The 13898-nt window shown below is 56.5% G+C and carries 16 protein-coding genes and 1 riboswitch; of the genes, 7 read left to right on the top strand and 9 right to left on the bottom strand.

Going from position 1 to position 13898, the window contains the following annotated elements:
• Positions 1-14: 14 nt before the first annotated feature.
• The 3 genes from thiD to ACUTJJ_RS22125 form a co-directional block, all read right to left on the bottom strand.
• Complete coding sequence (thiD, locus tag ACUTJJ_RS22135; RefSeq protein WP_445543436.1) at positions 15-821, bottom strand: bifunctional hydroxymethylpyrimidine kinase/phosphomethylpyrimidine kinase; 807 nt, start codon at positions 819-821, stop codon at positions 15-17.
• Positions 818-1294 (bottom strand): NUDIX hydrolase, encoded by a 477-nt coding sequence (locus tag ACUTJJ_RS22130; RefSeq protein WP_445543435.1) that lies wholly within the window; start codon positions 1292-1294, stop codon positions 818-820. Before ACUTJJ_RS22130 ends, thiD begins: the two co-directional genes overlap by 4 nt.
• Before the next feature lie 39 nt (positions 1295-1333).
• Positions 1334-1449: riboswitch (TPP riboswitch) on the bottom strand.
• A 155-nt stretch (positions 1450-1604) separates the two neighbouring features.
• Complete coding sequence (locus tag ACUTJJ_RS22125) at positions 1605-2525, bottom strand: alpha/beta hydrolase family protein (protein WP_445543434.1); 921 nt, start codon at positions 2523-2525, stop codon at positions 1605-1607.
• An 87-nt stretch (positions 2526-2612) separates the two neighbouring features.
• Between ACUTJJ_RS22125 and ACUTJJ_RS22120 the strand changes: the two genes are divergently transcribed.
• A complete protein-coding gene (locus ACUTJJ_RS22120) occupies positions 2613-3194 on the top strand; it encodes a TetR/AcrR family transcriptional regulator (protein ID WP_445543438.1) in 582 nt (193 codons plus the stop codon).
• Here the strand turns inward: ACUTJJ_RS22120 and pdxR are convergent.
• A complete protein-coding gene (pdxR, locus tag ACUTJJ_RS22115) occupies positions 3172-4572 on the bottom strand; it encodes a MocR-like pyridoxine biosynthesis transcription factor PdxR (RefSeq protein ID WP_445543437.1) in 1401 nt (466 codons plus the stop codon). The genes ACUTJJ_RS22120 and pdxR overlap by 23 nt on opposite strands.
• 132 nt (positions 4573-4704) lie before the next feature.
• On the opposite strand from pdxR, the gene ACUTJJ_RS22110 reads away from it, so the two are divergent.
• The 6 genes from ACUTJJ_RS22110 (at position 4705) to traR (ending at position 8943) form a co-directional block, all read left to right on the top strand.
• Positions 4705-5433 (top strand): NAD-dependent epimerase/dehydratase family protein, encoded by a 729-nt coding sequence (locus tag ACUTJJ_RS22110; protein ID WP_445543433.1) that lies wholly within the window; start codon positions 4705-4707, stop codon positions 5431-5433.
• A gap of 191 nt (positions 5434-5624) precedes the next feature.
• Positions 5625-6347 (top strand): cupin domain-containing protein, encoded by a 723-nt coding sequence (locus ACUTJJ_RS22105; protein WP_445543432.1) that lies wholly within the window; start codon positions 5625-5627, stop codon positions 6345-6347.
• A gap of 66 nt (positions 6348-6413) precedes the next feature.
• Positions 6414-6872, top strand: coding sequence for a GNAT family N-acetyltransferase (locus tag ACUTJJ_RS22100; protein WP_445543431.1), 459 nt, complete (start codon positions 6414-6416; stop codon positions 6870-6872).
• A 57-nt stretch (positions 6873-6929) separates the two neighbouring features.
• Entirely contained in the window at positions 6930-7481 is a 552-nt protein-coding gene (locus ACUTJJ_RS22095; protein WP_445543430.1) for a DMT family transporter, read from the top strand.
• A gap of 17 nt (positions 7482-7498) precedes the next feature.
• Entirely contained in the window at positions 7499-7906 is a 408-nt protein-coding gene (locus tag ACUTJJ_RS22090; protein WP_445543429.1) for an EamA family transporter, read from the top strand.
• A gap of 332 nt (positions 7907-8238) precedes the next feature.
• Positions 8239-8943, top strand: a complete 705-nt coding sequence (gene traR, locus ACUTJJ_RS22085; RefSeq protein WP_445543428.1) for an autoinducer-binding transcriptional regulator TraR — start codon at positions 8239-8241, stop codon at positions 8941-8943.
• A 9-nt stretch (positions 8944-8952) separates the two neighbouring features.
• Here traR and ACUTJJ_RS22080 read toward each other — a convergent pair whose 3' ends face one another.
• From ACUTJJ_RS22080 to ACUTJJ_RS22060, 5 genes are all read right to left on the bottom strand, one after another.
• Positions 8953-9261: a transcriptional repressor TraM gene (locus ACUTJJ_RS22080; RefSeq protein WP_445543427.1), complete on the bottom strand. Its 309-nt coding sequence runs from the start codon at positions 9259-9261 to the stop codon at positions 8953-8955.
• A gap of 313 nt (positions 9262-9574) precedes the next feature.
• On the bottom strand, positions 9575-10201 hold the full coding sequence (locus ACUTJJ_RS22075; protein WP_445543426.1) for a TraH family protein: 627 nt from the start codon (positions 10199-10201) through the stop codon (positions 9575-9577).
• A gap of 12 nt (positions 10202-10213) precedes the next feature.
• A complete protein-coding gene (locus tag ACUTJJ_RS22070) occupies positions 10214-11413 on the bottom strand; it encodes a conjugal transfer protein TraB (protein ID WP_445543425.1) in 1200 nt (399 codons plus the stop codon).
• Positions 11414-11429: 16 nt separating this feature from the next.
• A complete protein-coding gene (traF, locus tag ACUTJJ_RS22065) occupies positions 11430-11960 on the bottom strand; it encodes a conjugative transfer signal peptidase TraF (RefSeq protein WP_445543424.1) in 531 nt (176 codons plus the stop codon).
• A partial coding sequence (locus tag ACUTJJ_RS22060; protein ID WP_445543423.1) for a BID domain-containing protein occupies positions 11957-13898 on the bottom strand: 1942 nt, incomplete at its 5' end. The genes ACUTJJ_RS22060 and traF, both read right to left, overlap by 4 nt.

Raw genomic sequence — 13898 nt, 5'->3', positions numbered from 1 at the left:
CTGCAAGAACGTGATCAAATATTTCGCCAAAGATTATATAAGTGGTGAAGCGGGCCATGACCGCGCCCGACGATTAATTCGTGGCTCGCTAATAGCGCACCATGCATGTAGACCTTTGCTTGACGCACGCTCTCTTTTACATCGTTCAAAGGTAGAAGTGCTGCGACGGCGGCCGAAAGCGTACATCCCGTACCATGATCATTCTTCGTGGCAATGCGGGGTGCGGAGAACTCTATCGTGTTGATGCCGTCGTGAAGAAAATCGACACTCTGATCCGAACCGGTCAGGTGCCCTCCTTTTATCAGCACCCACTGCGATCCAAGTCGCGCGAGGTCATTCGCGCGTCCCTTCATCTCAGCAATCGACCAAGATGGCTCAATACCCAGTAGAACAGCAGCCTCTGGGAGGTTTGGCGTGATGACAGTTGCCAGCGGTATCAACAAATCGCGGACGGAGGCGACAGCTTCTGGATCAAGAAGGTGATGGCCGCTTTTCGCCACCATGACGGGGTCGAGAACGATGTTCCGCGCCCGATGGTGACGTAATCTGTCGGCGATTGTTTCTGCGATAACCGCATTCGCCACCATGCCAATTTTGACAGCATCGATCCGCACGTCGTCGAAAACTGCATCGATTTGGTCAGCCACGACTTGCGGCTCAAGCGCAACAAAGGAACGGACGCCTTGAGTGTTCTGCGCAACCACTGCAGTGATTACGGACGTCGCGTATGCGCCAAGTGCAGAGAATGTCTTAATGTCAGCCTGTATACCCGCGCCGCCTGAAGGATCTGTTCCGGCAATAGTAAGCACATTTGCAATCATTCTTCGGACTCCCACGAAGCAAAGGCAGCGCCCAGTCGAGCGACAGAAACTACGTCCATACTCAGCGCCAAATCCGCGTCTTGCAGCTCTTCAAGAGAAAACCACCGGGCTTCAAGTGCATCATCGCCGGCGACCGGTGTTCCGCTGTGCCATTCGCAGAGAACCGCAATGAGAATATGGTGGCTGCGAAGCATGCCTTGTTCATCGTGTTCAAAAGCATCGACTGCCGTGAGAACACGAAGCGGGTTTGCGATCACCCGAGTTTCCTCAAGAAGTTCTCGCACGGCAGCATCATTGATCGTTTCACCAGCCTCGATTTTTCCTCCGGGGAAACCCCATTTCCCAGCGTCAGGCATGTTTGCTCGCCTGACCAGCAGGGTGTAGCCTTCGCGGACAACCACCGCAATCGTTGCAGCTATCGGCCGCTGATAGAGTTGTGGCTCTGTCGGCGTCATAGGTAAAAATAGTGACATTGTGTGTGGCCTATCAGTTGAGGCCAACGAAGGAAAGAACAGAACAAATCAGACCTGTCCCTTCGCCGGCATTATCCGGATCAGGTTCAAAGGGTCACTGCGCTTCTTTGCCAGCAGTATCTCAGCCCCTTGTCAGGGCACCCCTCGGTGAGTACGAAGCTACATCAAATCAAAACAAATCGCACGGACTATTCCGCATAGACAGCGTCGATGAGACCTAAAAAGCGTTGTAAGTCCTACTGCGATCTGCAACATTTATGGCCGTCCTAAGGGTTTCTTACCACAAGGCAGGACGGTGACATGACCTCAACTATACAGTCAAAGATCCCTTATCCGATCCGCTGGCGAAAACACTGTGCGGCCATGGGTTCACCCCGTCTCGAAGCCATAGCAAGGTGTCGAGCCAAAACCCGCTTGCGTGACTGTCGTGGAACAGGCCGAAGTGACCAATCGAAGCGCGACCATATTCACCGGGCTCAAGAATGACTGTCTCTTTTCGCGATCCAGAAAAATAAGCAAGTGTGCGCTGGATCGCATCAGGCGTGCCAAGCTCATCATCAGAAACGGTGAGCGCGAGAATTTCCGCCTTGACCGATGCGAAGCGCTGCATCACCTCCTGCCGGTCTCGACGCGGATGACTTGTTTCGAAGCGAGGGCCTCGAAAGCTCCATTCATAGGCGACGCCAGCTGGAAGATCTTCAAGCCAGCCAAGTCGTTTACCAGGAAAATATCCAAAGGCCGCTGTTATGATCGGCATCATTACGTGCCATTTCCAGAACAGTGCGCGCCGCCGCTTGCTAGCATAATCGCCCCACCATGCATATTGGGCTCCAACCGTGAGGGCCCGCTCGACAAGTGGGGCGCTTTTTGCCAGCCCTATCAGAAAACCGCCAATGCTATGGCCGACCACCAGAATCGGATTGTTGCCCTCTTTTCCTTCCATAAACCGCAAGGCGGCATCGAAATCGAGTTCGCCCCAGTCTCGCCAGCGATAGCCGCATCCCCGCAGTTTCGACGGGCGTGATCGGCCTATACCTCGATAATCGTATGTGAGGACATCAAAGCCGTGTCCGGCCAGAAATGCTGCGTACCGGTGATAGTAGCGCGCAGCTACTCCGGTGGCCGGATTAATGATGACCCTACCAAGTGCCGCTGAGTGCGACAGCCACAGGTCGCCCGCAAGCCTCGTCCGGTCTATGCAGATGATTTCGACGGATTGAATATGTGACATATGGACGACCCGGGCTATTCAGCTTCAGGAAAAGATATAAGTCGCCCGATGCCTTGTGTATATTCACTGGTCAGTATACTAAACGTGATGCCCCAAAGAACCCAATCAACCAAAGATCGTATCATAAGCGCTGCCGCCGAGCTTTTCTACAACGAAGGCATTCACGCGGTGAGCGTGGATACGATTGCAGAAAAAGCACAAGTTACCAAGCGTGGCCTTTATTACCACTTCCGCAGCAAGGACGATTTAATTGCTGCCTATCTGGAAAAGCGTGATCAGCCCAATCTGCAGGCATTCCAGCGTTGGTTTGCCGACGCTGAAGGCGATCTTCCAGCAAAGATCCAAGCTATCTTTCGAAAACTTGCGAAAGCGGCGGGGCAGACCGGTTGGAAAGGCTGTGGTTTTCTGCGTACTTCCGTTGAGCTCGTACAGACACCGGGACATCCTGCGATCATTGCCGGTCGCAGACATAAGACGAAAGTTGAGGACTGGCTGTGTCTTATCGTTGGCGAGCTCCATGCACCTCAGGAAGCCCGCAAGATTGCCAAACAAATAGTTCTGCTCCTCGACGGAGCATTTGCGGTCGTGCTGCTCCATCGGGACCCGTCCTATATGGAAAGCGCGGGCGAGGCTGCGGTAACCCTCCTCAGAGCCGCGACCCGACACTGATTTGCGTAACTTCTCCAACTACCCGTTGCAGTGTCTCCCAAGAGATTTGAGCCGTCTGCTGCGTGATGTTCGTGACCCCCAGCAGAAGGCCCGGCCGGGAACGGGGCTTACCCGCATACCAACTCGATAGGGGTGAGGGGGCCAGCCCAACAGCGCGTGCGCGGCAAACAATGGCAGCGTCGTCGACAGCCTCCGGAAGACCGATAACCAGTGCTAATCCGCCCCCGTTCAGATCTTCGGTCATGGTCCCGGCAATTTCACTTAAAATGGCGCTACGCTCCGCATAGAGTCGGCGCATCTTTCGCAAGTGGCGAAGGAAATGTCCTTCGGCCAGGAAGGAGGCGACTGCAATCTGCACCACCGCTGCTGGAGCAGGCGACAAAAACAGTGCGCGGCGGAGAATTCGGTCCAATAGCCGGGGAGGTGCCACGAGAAAACCCAGCCTCAGCGCTGGGCTGATCGTTTTACTGAATGTCCCTACGTGAATGACACGCTCGTCGGCATCGAGCGACGCCAGTGCGGGCGCGGCGCGTCCTTTTAGCTGCAACTCGCCTAAATAATCGTCCTCAATGATGAAAGCATCTGAGGCGGCCGACCAGTCGAGGAGCGCACGGCGGCGTGCGAGTGACATAGTCATTCCCAAAGGTGCCTGCTGCCCTGGGGTTACGACCGCGAGCGTTGCGTCTGGCGCAGTCGCCATTCCGAATCCCACGTCCAAGCCTTCGCCGTCAACCGGAATAGGCACCGCGGTTATTCCTTTCAGCGCAAGGGCCGCCCGCGTCAATGGATAGCCAGGATCCTCAACCCAGGCCTTACTTGTGCCAAGTGCAACCACATCGATAATCAGACCGAGCGCTGCAGTGAACCCTGTCGTGATAAAGATTTGCTCCTCGTGACATACGATGGAACGGGCCACGGCAAGATAGGCCGCGATTTCGCGGCGCAGACCAAGTTCACCGCGTGGGTCCGGATAGCTGAGCGGAAGGCGACCGGCTTTTCGGCTGGCCTGTACCAGCAGGCGCGACCAGGTCGTCGCGGGAAAAGCATCCTCTGCCGGCACTCCCAGCTGAAAAACACGCGGAGGGGCGCCAGGCGCGCTCATCCCCAGCGATAAGAAGGGATCATGGGGCGTCATCAAGCGAGCAACCGGAGCTCGCGATGGAAGGTGATCGCTGACCCGTGTCCCTGCCGGGCCATGACTGACCAGCAACTGCTTATCAATCAGCCGATCGTAGGCGACTTTGACCGTTCCGCGCGCTATCCCGAGCTGGCTTGCCAGGTCGCGCCACGATGGTAGTCGTGCACCCGCCGATAGCCGACCGTCCATAATGGCAGTCTCGATCGACTGGGTCAGCTGGTCCCCAATCGTCCTTCCCAATCCACGTTCGATTGTGAAAGTCAGTGGCTGGTTGGCAGAGGATGGTACAGTCCTTTTACTCAATCTCGGTCCTTTTCAGTGGATGGTAGCAGCCGCAAACTGGGTGGACAACAATGAATGAGGACGATTTTCATGCCAAAGACAATATTTCTGGCGGGCGCCACGGGGGCGATCGGTAGGCGACTTGTTCCGCAATTACTCGAGACAGGATATACCGTGTTTGGAACAACGCGTTCTGCTGACAAGGCGCGCGACCTCGATGCAATTGGCGTCCGCCCCGTGGTCGTTGACGTCTTCGATGCGGAAGGACTGAAGCGCGCAGTCGTAGCCGCGAAGCCGGACGTGGTCATTCACCAGTTGACCGATCTTCCACCCGCCGTCGATCCCTCGCGCGCAGCCGAATTTGCTGCTCGTAATGCTCGCATCCGCCGCGATGGCACCGCCAATCTGGTGCGTGCGGCCATCGCCGCCGGCGCAGAGCGTATCGTCGCTCAAAGCATTGCTTGGGCTTACGTTCCGCACGATGAACCATGTGACGAATTCGTTCCTCTTGATCTCAAGGCGCCCGAGCCTCGGATTATAAGCGTTTCAGGTGTTGCCGCATTGGAAACCGCCGTATTGGGGGACCCGACGACCATAACGGGTATCGTCCTGCGATATGGACACCTCTATGGCCCCGCGACCGGCGCAGATCAACCTGACGCGTCCCTGGCAGTTCATGTGGATGCCGCAGCCCGAGCGGCATTCCTCGCAGTCGAAGTAGGATCGGGAGGTATCTACAATATCGCCGAGCCTGGCTCGAAGGTTAACTCCACCAAAGCTCACCGCGAACTCGGATGGACGCCAGACTTCAGGATATGATTGTCTGGGAAAAATTCGCGCAGCCAGTTCGCAAAAGCCTAAGTTGCGAACTGCCTGACGCCCCCAAAGGTTCAAGCCAATCAGCCTTAGTGAAGCCGTCGATTTTTTGATGTTTCCAATGAGGCGCTTGCGACAAGGCCATCTTTGCACTAAATCCACTATACGAGAATCGAAATCTCCTATATTGGATTATGCAGACGGTGTTTTCGGTGTCCGATCGCGAAGTGATTACAATGTTGAGTTTCCGAAGCGGCCAAATGATGGGGCAGTTCGCCTCGGAACACAGGTTCAGGCGCGTCAATTCCCCGCTGTGTTTGGCATCTGATATCGACCTCGTCCAGCCTCACAGGGACGAAGCGGTTTGTAGTCAAATGAGAAGCACTATGTTGAAAAGACTATCAAATACTCCGCCTATCGCGGGAAGCGAAAAGAGCCCCGTTTACTTGCGGGTCGCAATGACCTTGGGAACCATTGCTGCTTTAGCAGCAATAGTCGCTATTGCTATTCAGCCACAAGATTTCGCGGTTACTGAGCACACAATGCATCATATGGAAGGAGGTTCGGACCAAGCGGCGGTGGGTCGGCCCCAAACGACCGTAAAGCCAATCTCTTGCGAGCCATTGCCCAATGTTCCAGGGAAATCGATTACCGTGGCTGTTGTCGATTATCCGCCTGATGCTTACACGCCGCGTCACCGGCATCCCGGATCTGTCTCAGCCTTCGTGCTGAAGGGAACCCTGCGGTCCCAGCTCGAAGGCGTTCCGGTCGGCACCTATCAAGCAGGGGAAACCTGGTTTGAGCCACCCGGAACTTTACACGTCTTTGCCGAGAATGCCAGCAAGACCGAGCCCGCAGAACTGCTGGCGACCTTCATCTCCGACAGCGACTGCGGCCCCTTCATAATTCCAGACTGACGATCTCGCATGATGACAAAACTCTCGCCGTTCTTTCAGACCCCAACCCCGCAAAGGAGATACAGTATGTTTACTGTTCGAGAAGACGACATGACAGACCCTCAAACTCTTCAACTTCTTGCCCTGCATTTGTCAGGAATGCATGCCGACTCCCCCGAAGGAAACGTCTTTGCACTGGACCTGTCGGGTCTTCGCGTGCCTGAAGTGACACTTTGGAGCGCCTGGTCGACCGACAAGATCGCAAGCATTGGGGCTCTCAAAATGCTTCCGGATGGTAGTGGTGAAGTGAAGTCGATGCGCACGCATCCAGATTTCATCCGGAAAGGTGCTGCCACTGCAATTCTGGAGCAGGTTATCTCGACCGCTCGCGCACGCGGAATGCGTCGACTTAGCCTTGAGACCGGAAGCGGAGAGAAATTCGAACCGGCTCTTTCTCTTTACAGAGGGAAGGGCTTCAAGAACGGCGAAGCATTCGGGAGTTATCAGGCCAACGGCTTCAGCCAGTTCCTGCACCTCGATCTTTAGCGAAATCTGACATCAACATAGGGCGCCCCGCTATCAAAATCCAGCAGTCTCCTTCCGATGTCCTTGGTGGAAATTGCGACGGAACCATCATCCGTCGCAATATTCGCGGTCGCGCTGTATTCGAGCGCAGGGGCTTCCAGGGTCAAAGCGAAGAAACAAAATGACATGATACCTTTTTACTACGCATTGACTGTCATCATATGGGGAACCACGTGGATCGCCATCAAATTCCAACTTGGTGTCATCGCGGTAGAGGCGTCGATTGCATATCGTTTTGCATTGGCGTCGGCGATATTCTTCTTGTTCCTTTCGGTGACAAAACGGCTTAGCTGGATACCACTAAGGCAGCAACCGCACGTGATAGCTCAAGGCTGCTGTCTGTTTTCATTCAACTTTGTTTGCTTCTATCTGGCCACGGATTACATTCCGAGCGGTTTGGTCGCCGTTGTCTTTTCTACAGCGGCGATTTTCAACAGCGCCATCGCCTTCTTGGTCTATGGGCGCCGTCCTTCCGGCCAGACCCTGCTGGCGGTATTTGTCGGGACGCTTGGCGTCTTCTTTCTTTTTTTCCCGCCTTTAACGGCACCGAATTCGGGAGCAAGACGCTGATCGGCTTGGCGCTGTCGATGATGGGCACACTTTGTTTTTCGCTTGGTACCATTGTCTCCACACACATTCGAAACAAGGGCTTTCCGACGGCGTCAGTGAACGCTTACGCGATGCTGTACGGGGCAATCATAGTGTGCTTGTTCGCCTATATCCGGCATATATCATTCTCGTTTGACCTATCGGTGCAGTATGTCGGCTCTCTTTTATATCTGGCCGTTATCGGATCCGTGGTGGCATTCACGACATATTTGACAGTCGCTCACAAGCTGGGTCCGGAAAAGGCGGCATATATGACGGTTTTGTTTCCGGTGCTTGCCCTCGTGATCTCAATCTTTGCCGAGGGGTACCAATTTACTCTCCTGTCAGTGGTAGGCCTTCTTTCCATTCAAACCGGGAACGTGCTCATGTTTTACAAGGGTCGGTAAGGAGCGAGGTGGCGGCTGACGGTTATAGCGGTTTTCTCGCATGGTCATTCTCCGCTTATTTCTAGGGAGCTTGTTGAGGATTGGATATGACATTCATCTACTTCACCAGGTTCAGTCTGTTCAAGCGGCTGAGGCGCGTATCTCAGTTGGTATTTCTCTACGCCACCTATGATGCACGCGACCGAACGAAATAAACTGCGGTAGTGGGACGCGCCTACTCAACATCTGCAAGTTCAACAAACCTGAATAAGCAACCTTTGATCAATTCTGAAATGAAATTCCATGAGGAGCGCCTCGGTGTCCTGTTCCACCTGACATTTGCGGAGTGATGTATGCAGCATTGGCTGGATAAGTTGATTGACCTTGCGGCGCTTCGAGGCAACGAAGACGATCTAAAGGCCGCTCTGACCCACCTCGCAGATCAAGCGGGCTTCTCCGGCTACGCCTATCTTCACATCCGACCGGGTCATACTATCGCCTCATCAAATTACCCAGCCGAATGGCGCTCGATCTATTTCGAGCGGAAGTTCGATGCGATTGACCCAATTGTAAACCGTGCAAAATCACTGAAGCGGGTTTTCACATGGAGTGGGGAGGCGGAAAGACGGCACCTTTCAAAAGAAGGTCGCGCGTTCTTCGACCGAGCAGCGGATTTTGGGATCCGTTCTGGGATCACTATTCCCATTAGAGCTGCAAACGGTTCGACTTCCATTTTTACGCTGGCCTCCGGAAAGGCCTCCATTGAACTCAAGCGCGATATCGATCCCGTCGCGGCGGCCGCCGCTGTTGGGCAGCTTCACACACGCATGAGCCTTTTGCCCCTCACTCCGACTGCACAGCATCCGGGATGGCTAGACCCGAAGGAGGCGGCGTACTTAAACTGGATTTCGGTCGGTAAGACGATGGAAGAAGCTGCCGATCTTGAAGGCGTCAAATACAATTCAGTGAAAAGCAAACTTGAAGAAACGAGAAAGCGCTTCCAGATCCATACGATGCCGCACCTGGTGGCACTTGCCATCCGGGCCGGACTGATCTGACCGCAAACTTCAACTAACCGACGTTTTGGGGATAAATCCTAGGAGACCTACCAAGGTGTTCACCGCGCTCATTTGAGCATGCATCTCAATCATTGCTTCGATATACTCAAGATGCTGCCCACCGCCCGTCGCCTTGCCGGTCTGGTGATCTGTCGGCAGGGCCTGGTAGAGTTGATCGGCTTTTTCGACGAGCTGCCGGTGGAGCCTTATGGCATTAACCGCCAACGTCTCAACCTCTGCCGTCGCCAAGCCACGGGTAAGCCCGATCACCGGGCGCAGTACACTTGTATCCGACACTGCAACGTCTTTCGTTTCCATCGCGGACCTGTCCAGAATTTTCGTCCGCGGTTCGCCCCCGCCGACAATGAACCCTTTGAACCCTGACCGGGGGTTAGAATCCGAGATGAATCGGCCCTGCGACCTTTAGCCGGAGCCTGGACATACGCCGCAGGCCCCCGGACACAAGGTCAGAGGGTTCTTGGCACCGTTTCGGCCGATGCCAACCGTTCATCTGCGGATTCTAAGCCGCAACGCAGCACGTACTACGTCGCGACCCTTATAAAAGGTCCAGACTGTTTCCGCTAGTCCGCTGGAAAAACAATCGCTTTGCGGAGCTCAAAAGAGACTGGCTTCAAGGCCTTATGCCGACACCCGAAAGATCGATCCTGATGCCTGCTTTGTGCGGGTCGGACACGAGCGCGTTGTTCCCGGGCTCGGTCGCACCATTATCTTTTTCCGGGGAGATGTCTTGTTCGGACGTCTCAGGATTAGCCGCTTCGGGTCGCGCGACCTTCACGTCACCTGGATCCTCGGCGCGGAATACGGCTACCCCTTCAAAATACCCCGTCTGCCAGGCAATGACCGCATCATCCATGACCTGTGGCAGGACGTCTTTCGCGGTCGGATTACCATACCATTTCATGACGATACGGTAGACTTTGCCGAACAACGCCGTCCCCAAACGGATATTCTCACAAGGCTTGACCAGATCCTCCTTCAACTGACCGGCCTCGACTATGCCGACGCCTGCTGGATACTGGGTGATTCCAACGCGAACGGTGTTTCGACCGAGATTGTCGCGGATCACCGCCAGTGTGTCATCAGGCGTCGTCGGTTTCGGCACCAATACAATGCGGTTTCCAGAGCGCACCGAGACCGCAAGGGGATCCTGAGAACCCGCCCGCTCGATAAACTGCTCGACGATCGCCAGCCTCAGATTGAGATCGGCACATTGCTGGATGAGGGCAAGATCGACCATTCCGGTTCTCCTTCAGGTGTTGAATGCCGTGACGACAGACAGACCGAAAAGTTTGGCCCACGCAGTCACGTTTGCTTTTTGGACGGCGACGATCGAGGTGTCTTTTGTCCACCAGCCATTGCCAACCGCAACGATCACTTGCGGCGCGTGGAGCATCGATTGCAGGACCGGCCAGAGAATGAGCTGCTCGTAGCAGATCAGCGGTGCGATCCTTACCCCGGCAACCTCCGCCACCGGATCGCCGAAGAAGTCGGCCCGTGCTCCACCGCTCTGCCCGGCCCATCGCGACCATGGTTGCCACATCGAAACCGGGACCGGCATGCGTTGGCGATAGAGGGGCTTTGCTGCGCCGGGCGAAATTGCCACCATGACATTGTCATAGCCCTTCACCCCAATCCTGGCCGCGCCGGCGACCACGGTCACGTCCGGCCCACGGAACCCTTCCCGCCACAAGTTTTCAACCGTCGGCGTCCAGAAGCCGAGCGTGCTTTCAGGCAGCAGGATGACATGTGTGTCCGGATGCGACGCAATCGTCTGGCGCACCGTTGCGATCAGGTCACGCTGGTACGCGAGTGACCCGTCCCGACCAAGGTTTCGCCCCTGGTGGAGGTCGACGCTTCGCCATCCTTCCGCTAGATTCAGCGGGGTCCATGTTGTGGCGGACCAGAGCCAGAACGCCCCGAGCGTAATGGCAGCGGCCGGCCAGAATCTCGTCGTCATGACGATCAGGCCGGCCGTCATCGCGAACAGTCCCCACCATTTCCAGCCTGGAAACAACACCCCGGCAGCTGTCAGTGGATGCGCCCAACCAGTGATACCGAAGGGCGGCAGCGCCATAAGCACGACCACGGCAAGATAGCGGTACGCCCTCGTCGCATCAGCCATCTTTCTTCTGGCCGCGTTTTCGCAACGAGGCTTCGTCCAAAAAACTGCATGGACGATGATGAAGGATGCGGAAGCCGAGACCCAAAGCACGAGCCCCTGCAAGAGATCGGCACTATAGAAGTTGGCCACGCCCTGTGGCAACCCGCGGGAGGCCGCCAGGAAATAGCCGGCCGCCACAAGGGACGCGATCGATCGCGAGGACGCGTTTGACCATAGCAAGGGAAGAAAGATGGCGAGCGGGAGAAGAAGCACCTCCCCGCTCCAGCCAACCCACCCGCAGGCAATGGACGCGAGGATCAGAAGAGGGGATTTCCAGCGAACAGACATATGGTCGCCACCTCGGTCACTGATTGAAGGTGAAGACCGGCCGCGCCAGACCGAGAAGTCCGGAATCAGGAACCGGGCCGAAATATCGACTATCATAGGAGCTCGCAAAGGAAGAGTGGAGAAACATGTGATGGGGCGGCACGATGCCGCCGGGATCAGGAGTGATCGGTCTGCCCTCACCGTCCCGATCGCGCACAGTGGATGCCGGTAAAGACCGGCCATCGATGGCAATGTGGTCGGTGATGTCGACATGCTGGCCGGGCAGCGCCGCGACCCTCTTGATCAACGGTGCAAACCCGCCAGCGCAGAGCCCACGCCGCAAATATCCAAGCACGCGGGCTTCCACGATTGCCGATGTTTCCGGCGGGCAGATAAAAACCAGATCGCCGACCGCGACTGGACGCTTGAGTTCTTCGATGCGCCAGATCCCGAGTGGTTCGCTCGGCGTCACGTTCAGGCGGTATCCGCCCAAGAACGCTATCAACACCAGTCCTGATATGAGGACGCTGGCGCCCGTCAAAAACAGAGGAACTGCTCGCCGTCTCACTGCTTCAGCACCGGCGTCTGGCGCTGGGTGAGACGTTGCTCCTCGGCCAGTTTCAGCGACTGGACGGTGCGCTCGTGGGCGGCGAGCTGCTGGGCAGTGCGCATGACCGGCCAGGCTTGCTTCAGCTGTTCCTTCTGCTCGGGTTTCATCCCCTCGGCAAGCTTTTCGTAAAGCTGTCCGGAGGGCTCACGCGCGGCGTTGTTTAACAACACCCGCTCACCGAACCGCTCGGTGACAGCCTGGTTGAACCCGTCGATTTCGAGCTTGGTCTCACGATTGCTGAGCGCATAAGCCATCGCCGCCGGCAGATCGTTGCGGTCGATGGCATCGCGGACCCGCTCCAGCACCACGCGGGCCGCCGGTGAAAGGGCCGGAATATCGATCGAAACGCGCTGGCGCATAACCTGCTCGTCCGTCTTCAGCCGCTGCGCAGCAGTTTCCCGCATGCGAAGATATTGATCGAGGTCCCGCTTCAGGGCCGGAACATTAACTTCGGCGATACGGCGGTCCTCTCGTTCTGCCTTGCTGGCGAGGATACCGGTCTTACCCTTCAGAGGCCCGATAGACGTCGGCTTGGCTTCGAGCTTCTGCAGGAGCTGCTTTGCAGCTTGCCTGTCGGCGAGGACCGCATCGAAATTCATGGTCCGGAATGCGGTCTCCGGATGGGCGAAAACATACCGGAAGCGCGCCGAGACTTCCTCCCATTGCTGCCTCAGGGCGGGCTCGGCGCCGAGCTTGTCCCCGACAGTGTCGGCGACGGAACTGGAGAATGTCTTGATGCCTGCAACCATGGGCGCGGCCTCCTTCATCGTTTGCGATTTTAGGGATTGATTGAAGCCGAGACGCTCTGCAAAAGCGCCAAGGCGCTCTGCAAGATTGGAAAGCTTCGCCTTCTGCCGAAGCGTCCAGTCGAGCCGGTCGCGCAGCAATGTTCGCGCCACCTGGACGATGTGCAGGCCACGGTTTTCAGCGAAGCGCAGCGCCTCGCGATATAAATTGCCGCGCTCGTAATCGAGGGTGGTTTCCTTGGCATTCTTCCGGGAAAGAACCTTGGAAAGCCCACCACTGAAGGCGAAGGATCGCGTCCCGTAATAGAGTTGCAGATCCTCGCGATGACGGGTCATCGCCACATAGGTGAGATGCCGATCCAGCGACAGCGATGCCAGCACTTTCACCCGGTCGACGGTGGCACCCTGGGACTTGTGGATGGTTGTTGCATAGCCGTGATCGAGATTGCTGTAGAAGTGTTGTTCGACCACGACATGCCGGCGGTGCTCGCCCTCGCCGGTCACGGCGACGATGCGGTTTGGCGCGGCCTCAACCACGTGGCCGATCATGCCGTTCTTGACGCCGAGCGACGTCTCGTTCTTCAGGAAGACGATCTGGTCGCCTGCGTCGAACTGGCGAATACCGTCAGCCGTCTTGAAGACATGGCCATCTTCCACAATGCCTCGCTCGACCAGTTTTTCGCGGGCCATGACGTTCAGCATACGTACGTCACGGCGCAGATGCGCGAGGATCAAGGCCGTCTTCGACTGATCGTAGTCATGGTTCCAGTCGGCGATCAGGCGCTCAACCGCTTCGACCTTCAGACGTTCGCCAACAATTCTTGCATTGGCATTGTAGGATGCCAGCGCCTTCTCGACATTGCCGCGCGCCAGATCTAGCGACGCTTGGCGCATCCAGTCCTCGCGCTGGCGATAGATCGTTTCGAGTTCGGCATAACCGATACGGTCGACGATGGCGCGAAAGGCGGCGCCCGCCTCTATCGGCTGAAGCTGTTCGGGATCGCCGACCACGACGATCTTGGCGCCTGTCCGAACGACTGCATCGACAAAGCCCGCCATCTGCTTCGAGGCGACCATGCCGGCCTCGTCCATGACGAACACCGTTTTCTCATCAAGCATATCCCGGCCGCGGCTCCAGCGCAGTTCCCAT

The organism is Agrobacterium sp. DKPNP3 (genome assembly GCF_052686535.1).
Note: the sequence above shows the minus strand (reverse complement) of the source record. Positions and strands in the feature narration are given on the sequence as shown.

Bases quoted from the DNA above. Each gene is read 5' to 3' on its own strand.
- ACUTJJ_RS22100 (WP_445543431.1), top strand. From the start codon at position 6,414: ATGTTTACTGTTCGAGAAGACGACATGACAGACCCTCAAACTCTTCAA.
- traR (WP_445543428.1), top strand. From the start codon at position 8,239: ATGCAGCATTGGCTGGATAAGTTGATTGACCTTGCGGCGCTTCGAGGC.
- ACUTJJ_RS22120 (WP_445543438.1), top strand. From the start codon at position 2,613: ATGCCCCAAAGAACCCAATCAACCAAAGATCGTATCATAAGCGCTGCC.
- ACUTJJ_RS22080 (WP_445543427.1), bottom strand. From the start codon at position 9,261: ATGGAAACGAAAGACGTTGCAGTGTCGGATACAAGTGTACTGCGCCCG.
- ACUTJJ_RS22090 (WP_445543429.1), top strand. From the start codon at position 7,499: ATGATGGGCACACTTTGTTTTTCGCTTGGTACCATTGTCTCCACACAC.
- ACUTJJ_RS22105 (WP_445543432.1), top strand. From the start codon at position 5,625: ATGCAGACGGTGTTTTCGGTGTCCGATCGCGAAGTGATTACAATGTTG.
- thiD (WP_445543436.1), bottom strand. From the start codon at position 821: ATGATTGCAAATGTGCTTACTATTGCCGGAACAGATCCTTCAGGCGGC.
- ACUTJJ_RS22110 (WP_445543433.1), top strand. From the start codon at position 4,705: ATGCCAAAGACAATATTTCTGGCGGGCGCCACGGGGGCGATCGGTAGG.
- ACUTJJ_RS22095 (WP_445543430.1), top strand. From the start codon at position 6,930: ATGTCCTTGGTGGAAATTGCGACGGAACCATCATCCGTCGCAATATTC.
- ACUTJJ_RS22075 (WP_445543426.1), bottom strand. From the start codon at position 10,201: ATGGTCGATCTTGCCCTCATCCAGCAATGTGCCGATCTCAATCTGAGG.
- ACUTJJ_RS22070 (WP_445543425.1), bottom strand. From the start codon at position 11,413: ATGTCTGTTCGCTGGAAATCCCCTCTTCTGATCCTCGCGTCCATTGCC.
- ACUTJJ_RS22130 (WP_445543435.1), bottom strand. From the start codon at position 1,294: ATGTCACTATTTTTACCTATGACGCCGACAGAGCCACAACTCTATCAG.
- ACUTJJ_RS22125 (WP_445543434.1), bottom strand. From the start codon at position 2,525: ATGTCACATATTCAATCCGTCGAAATCATCTGCATAGACCGGACGAGG.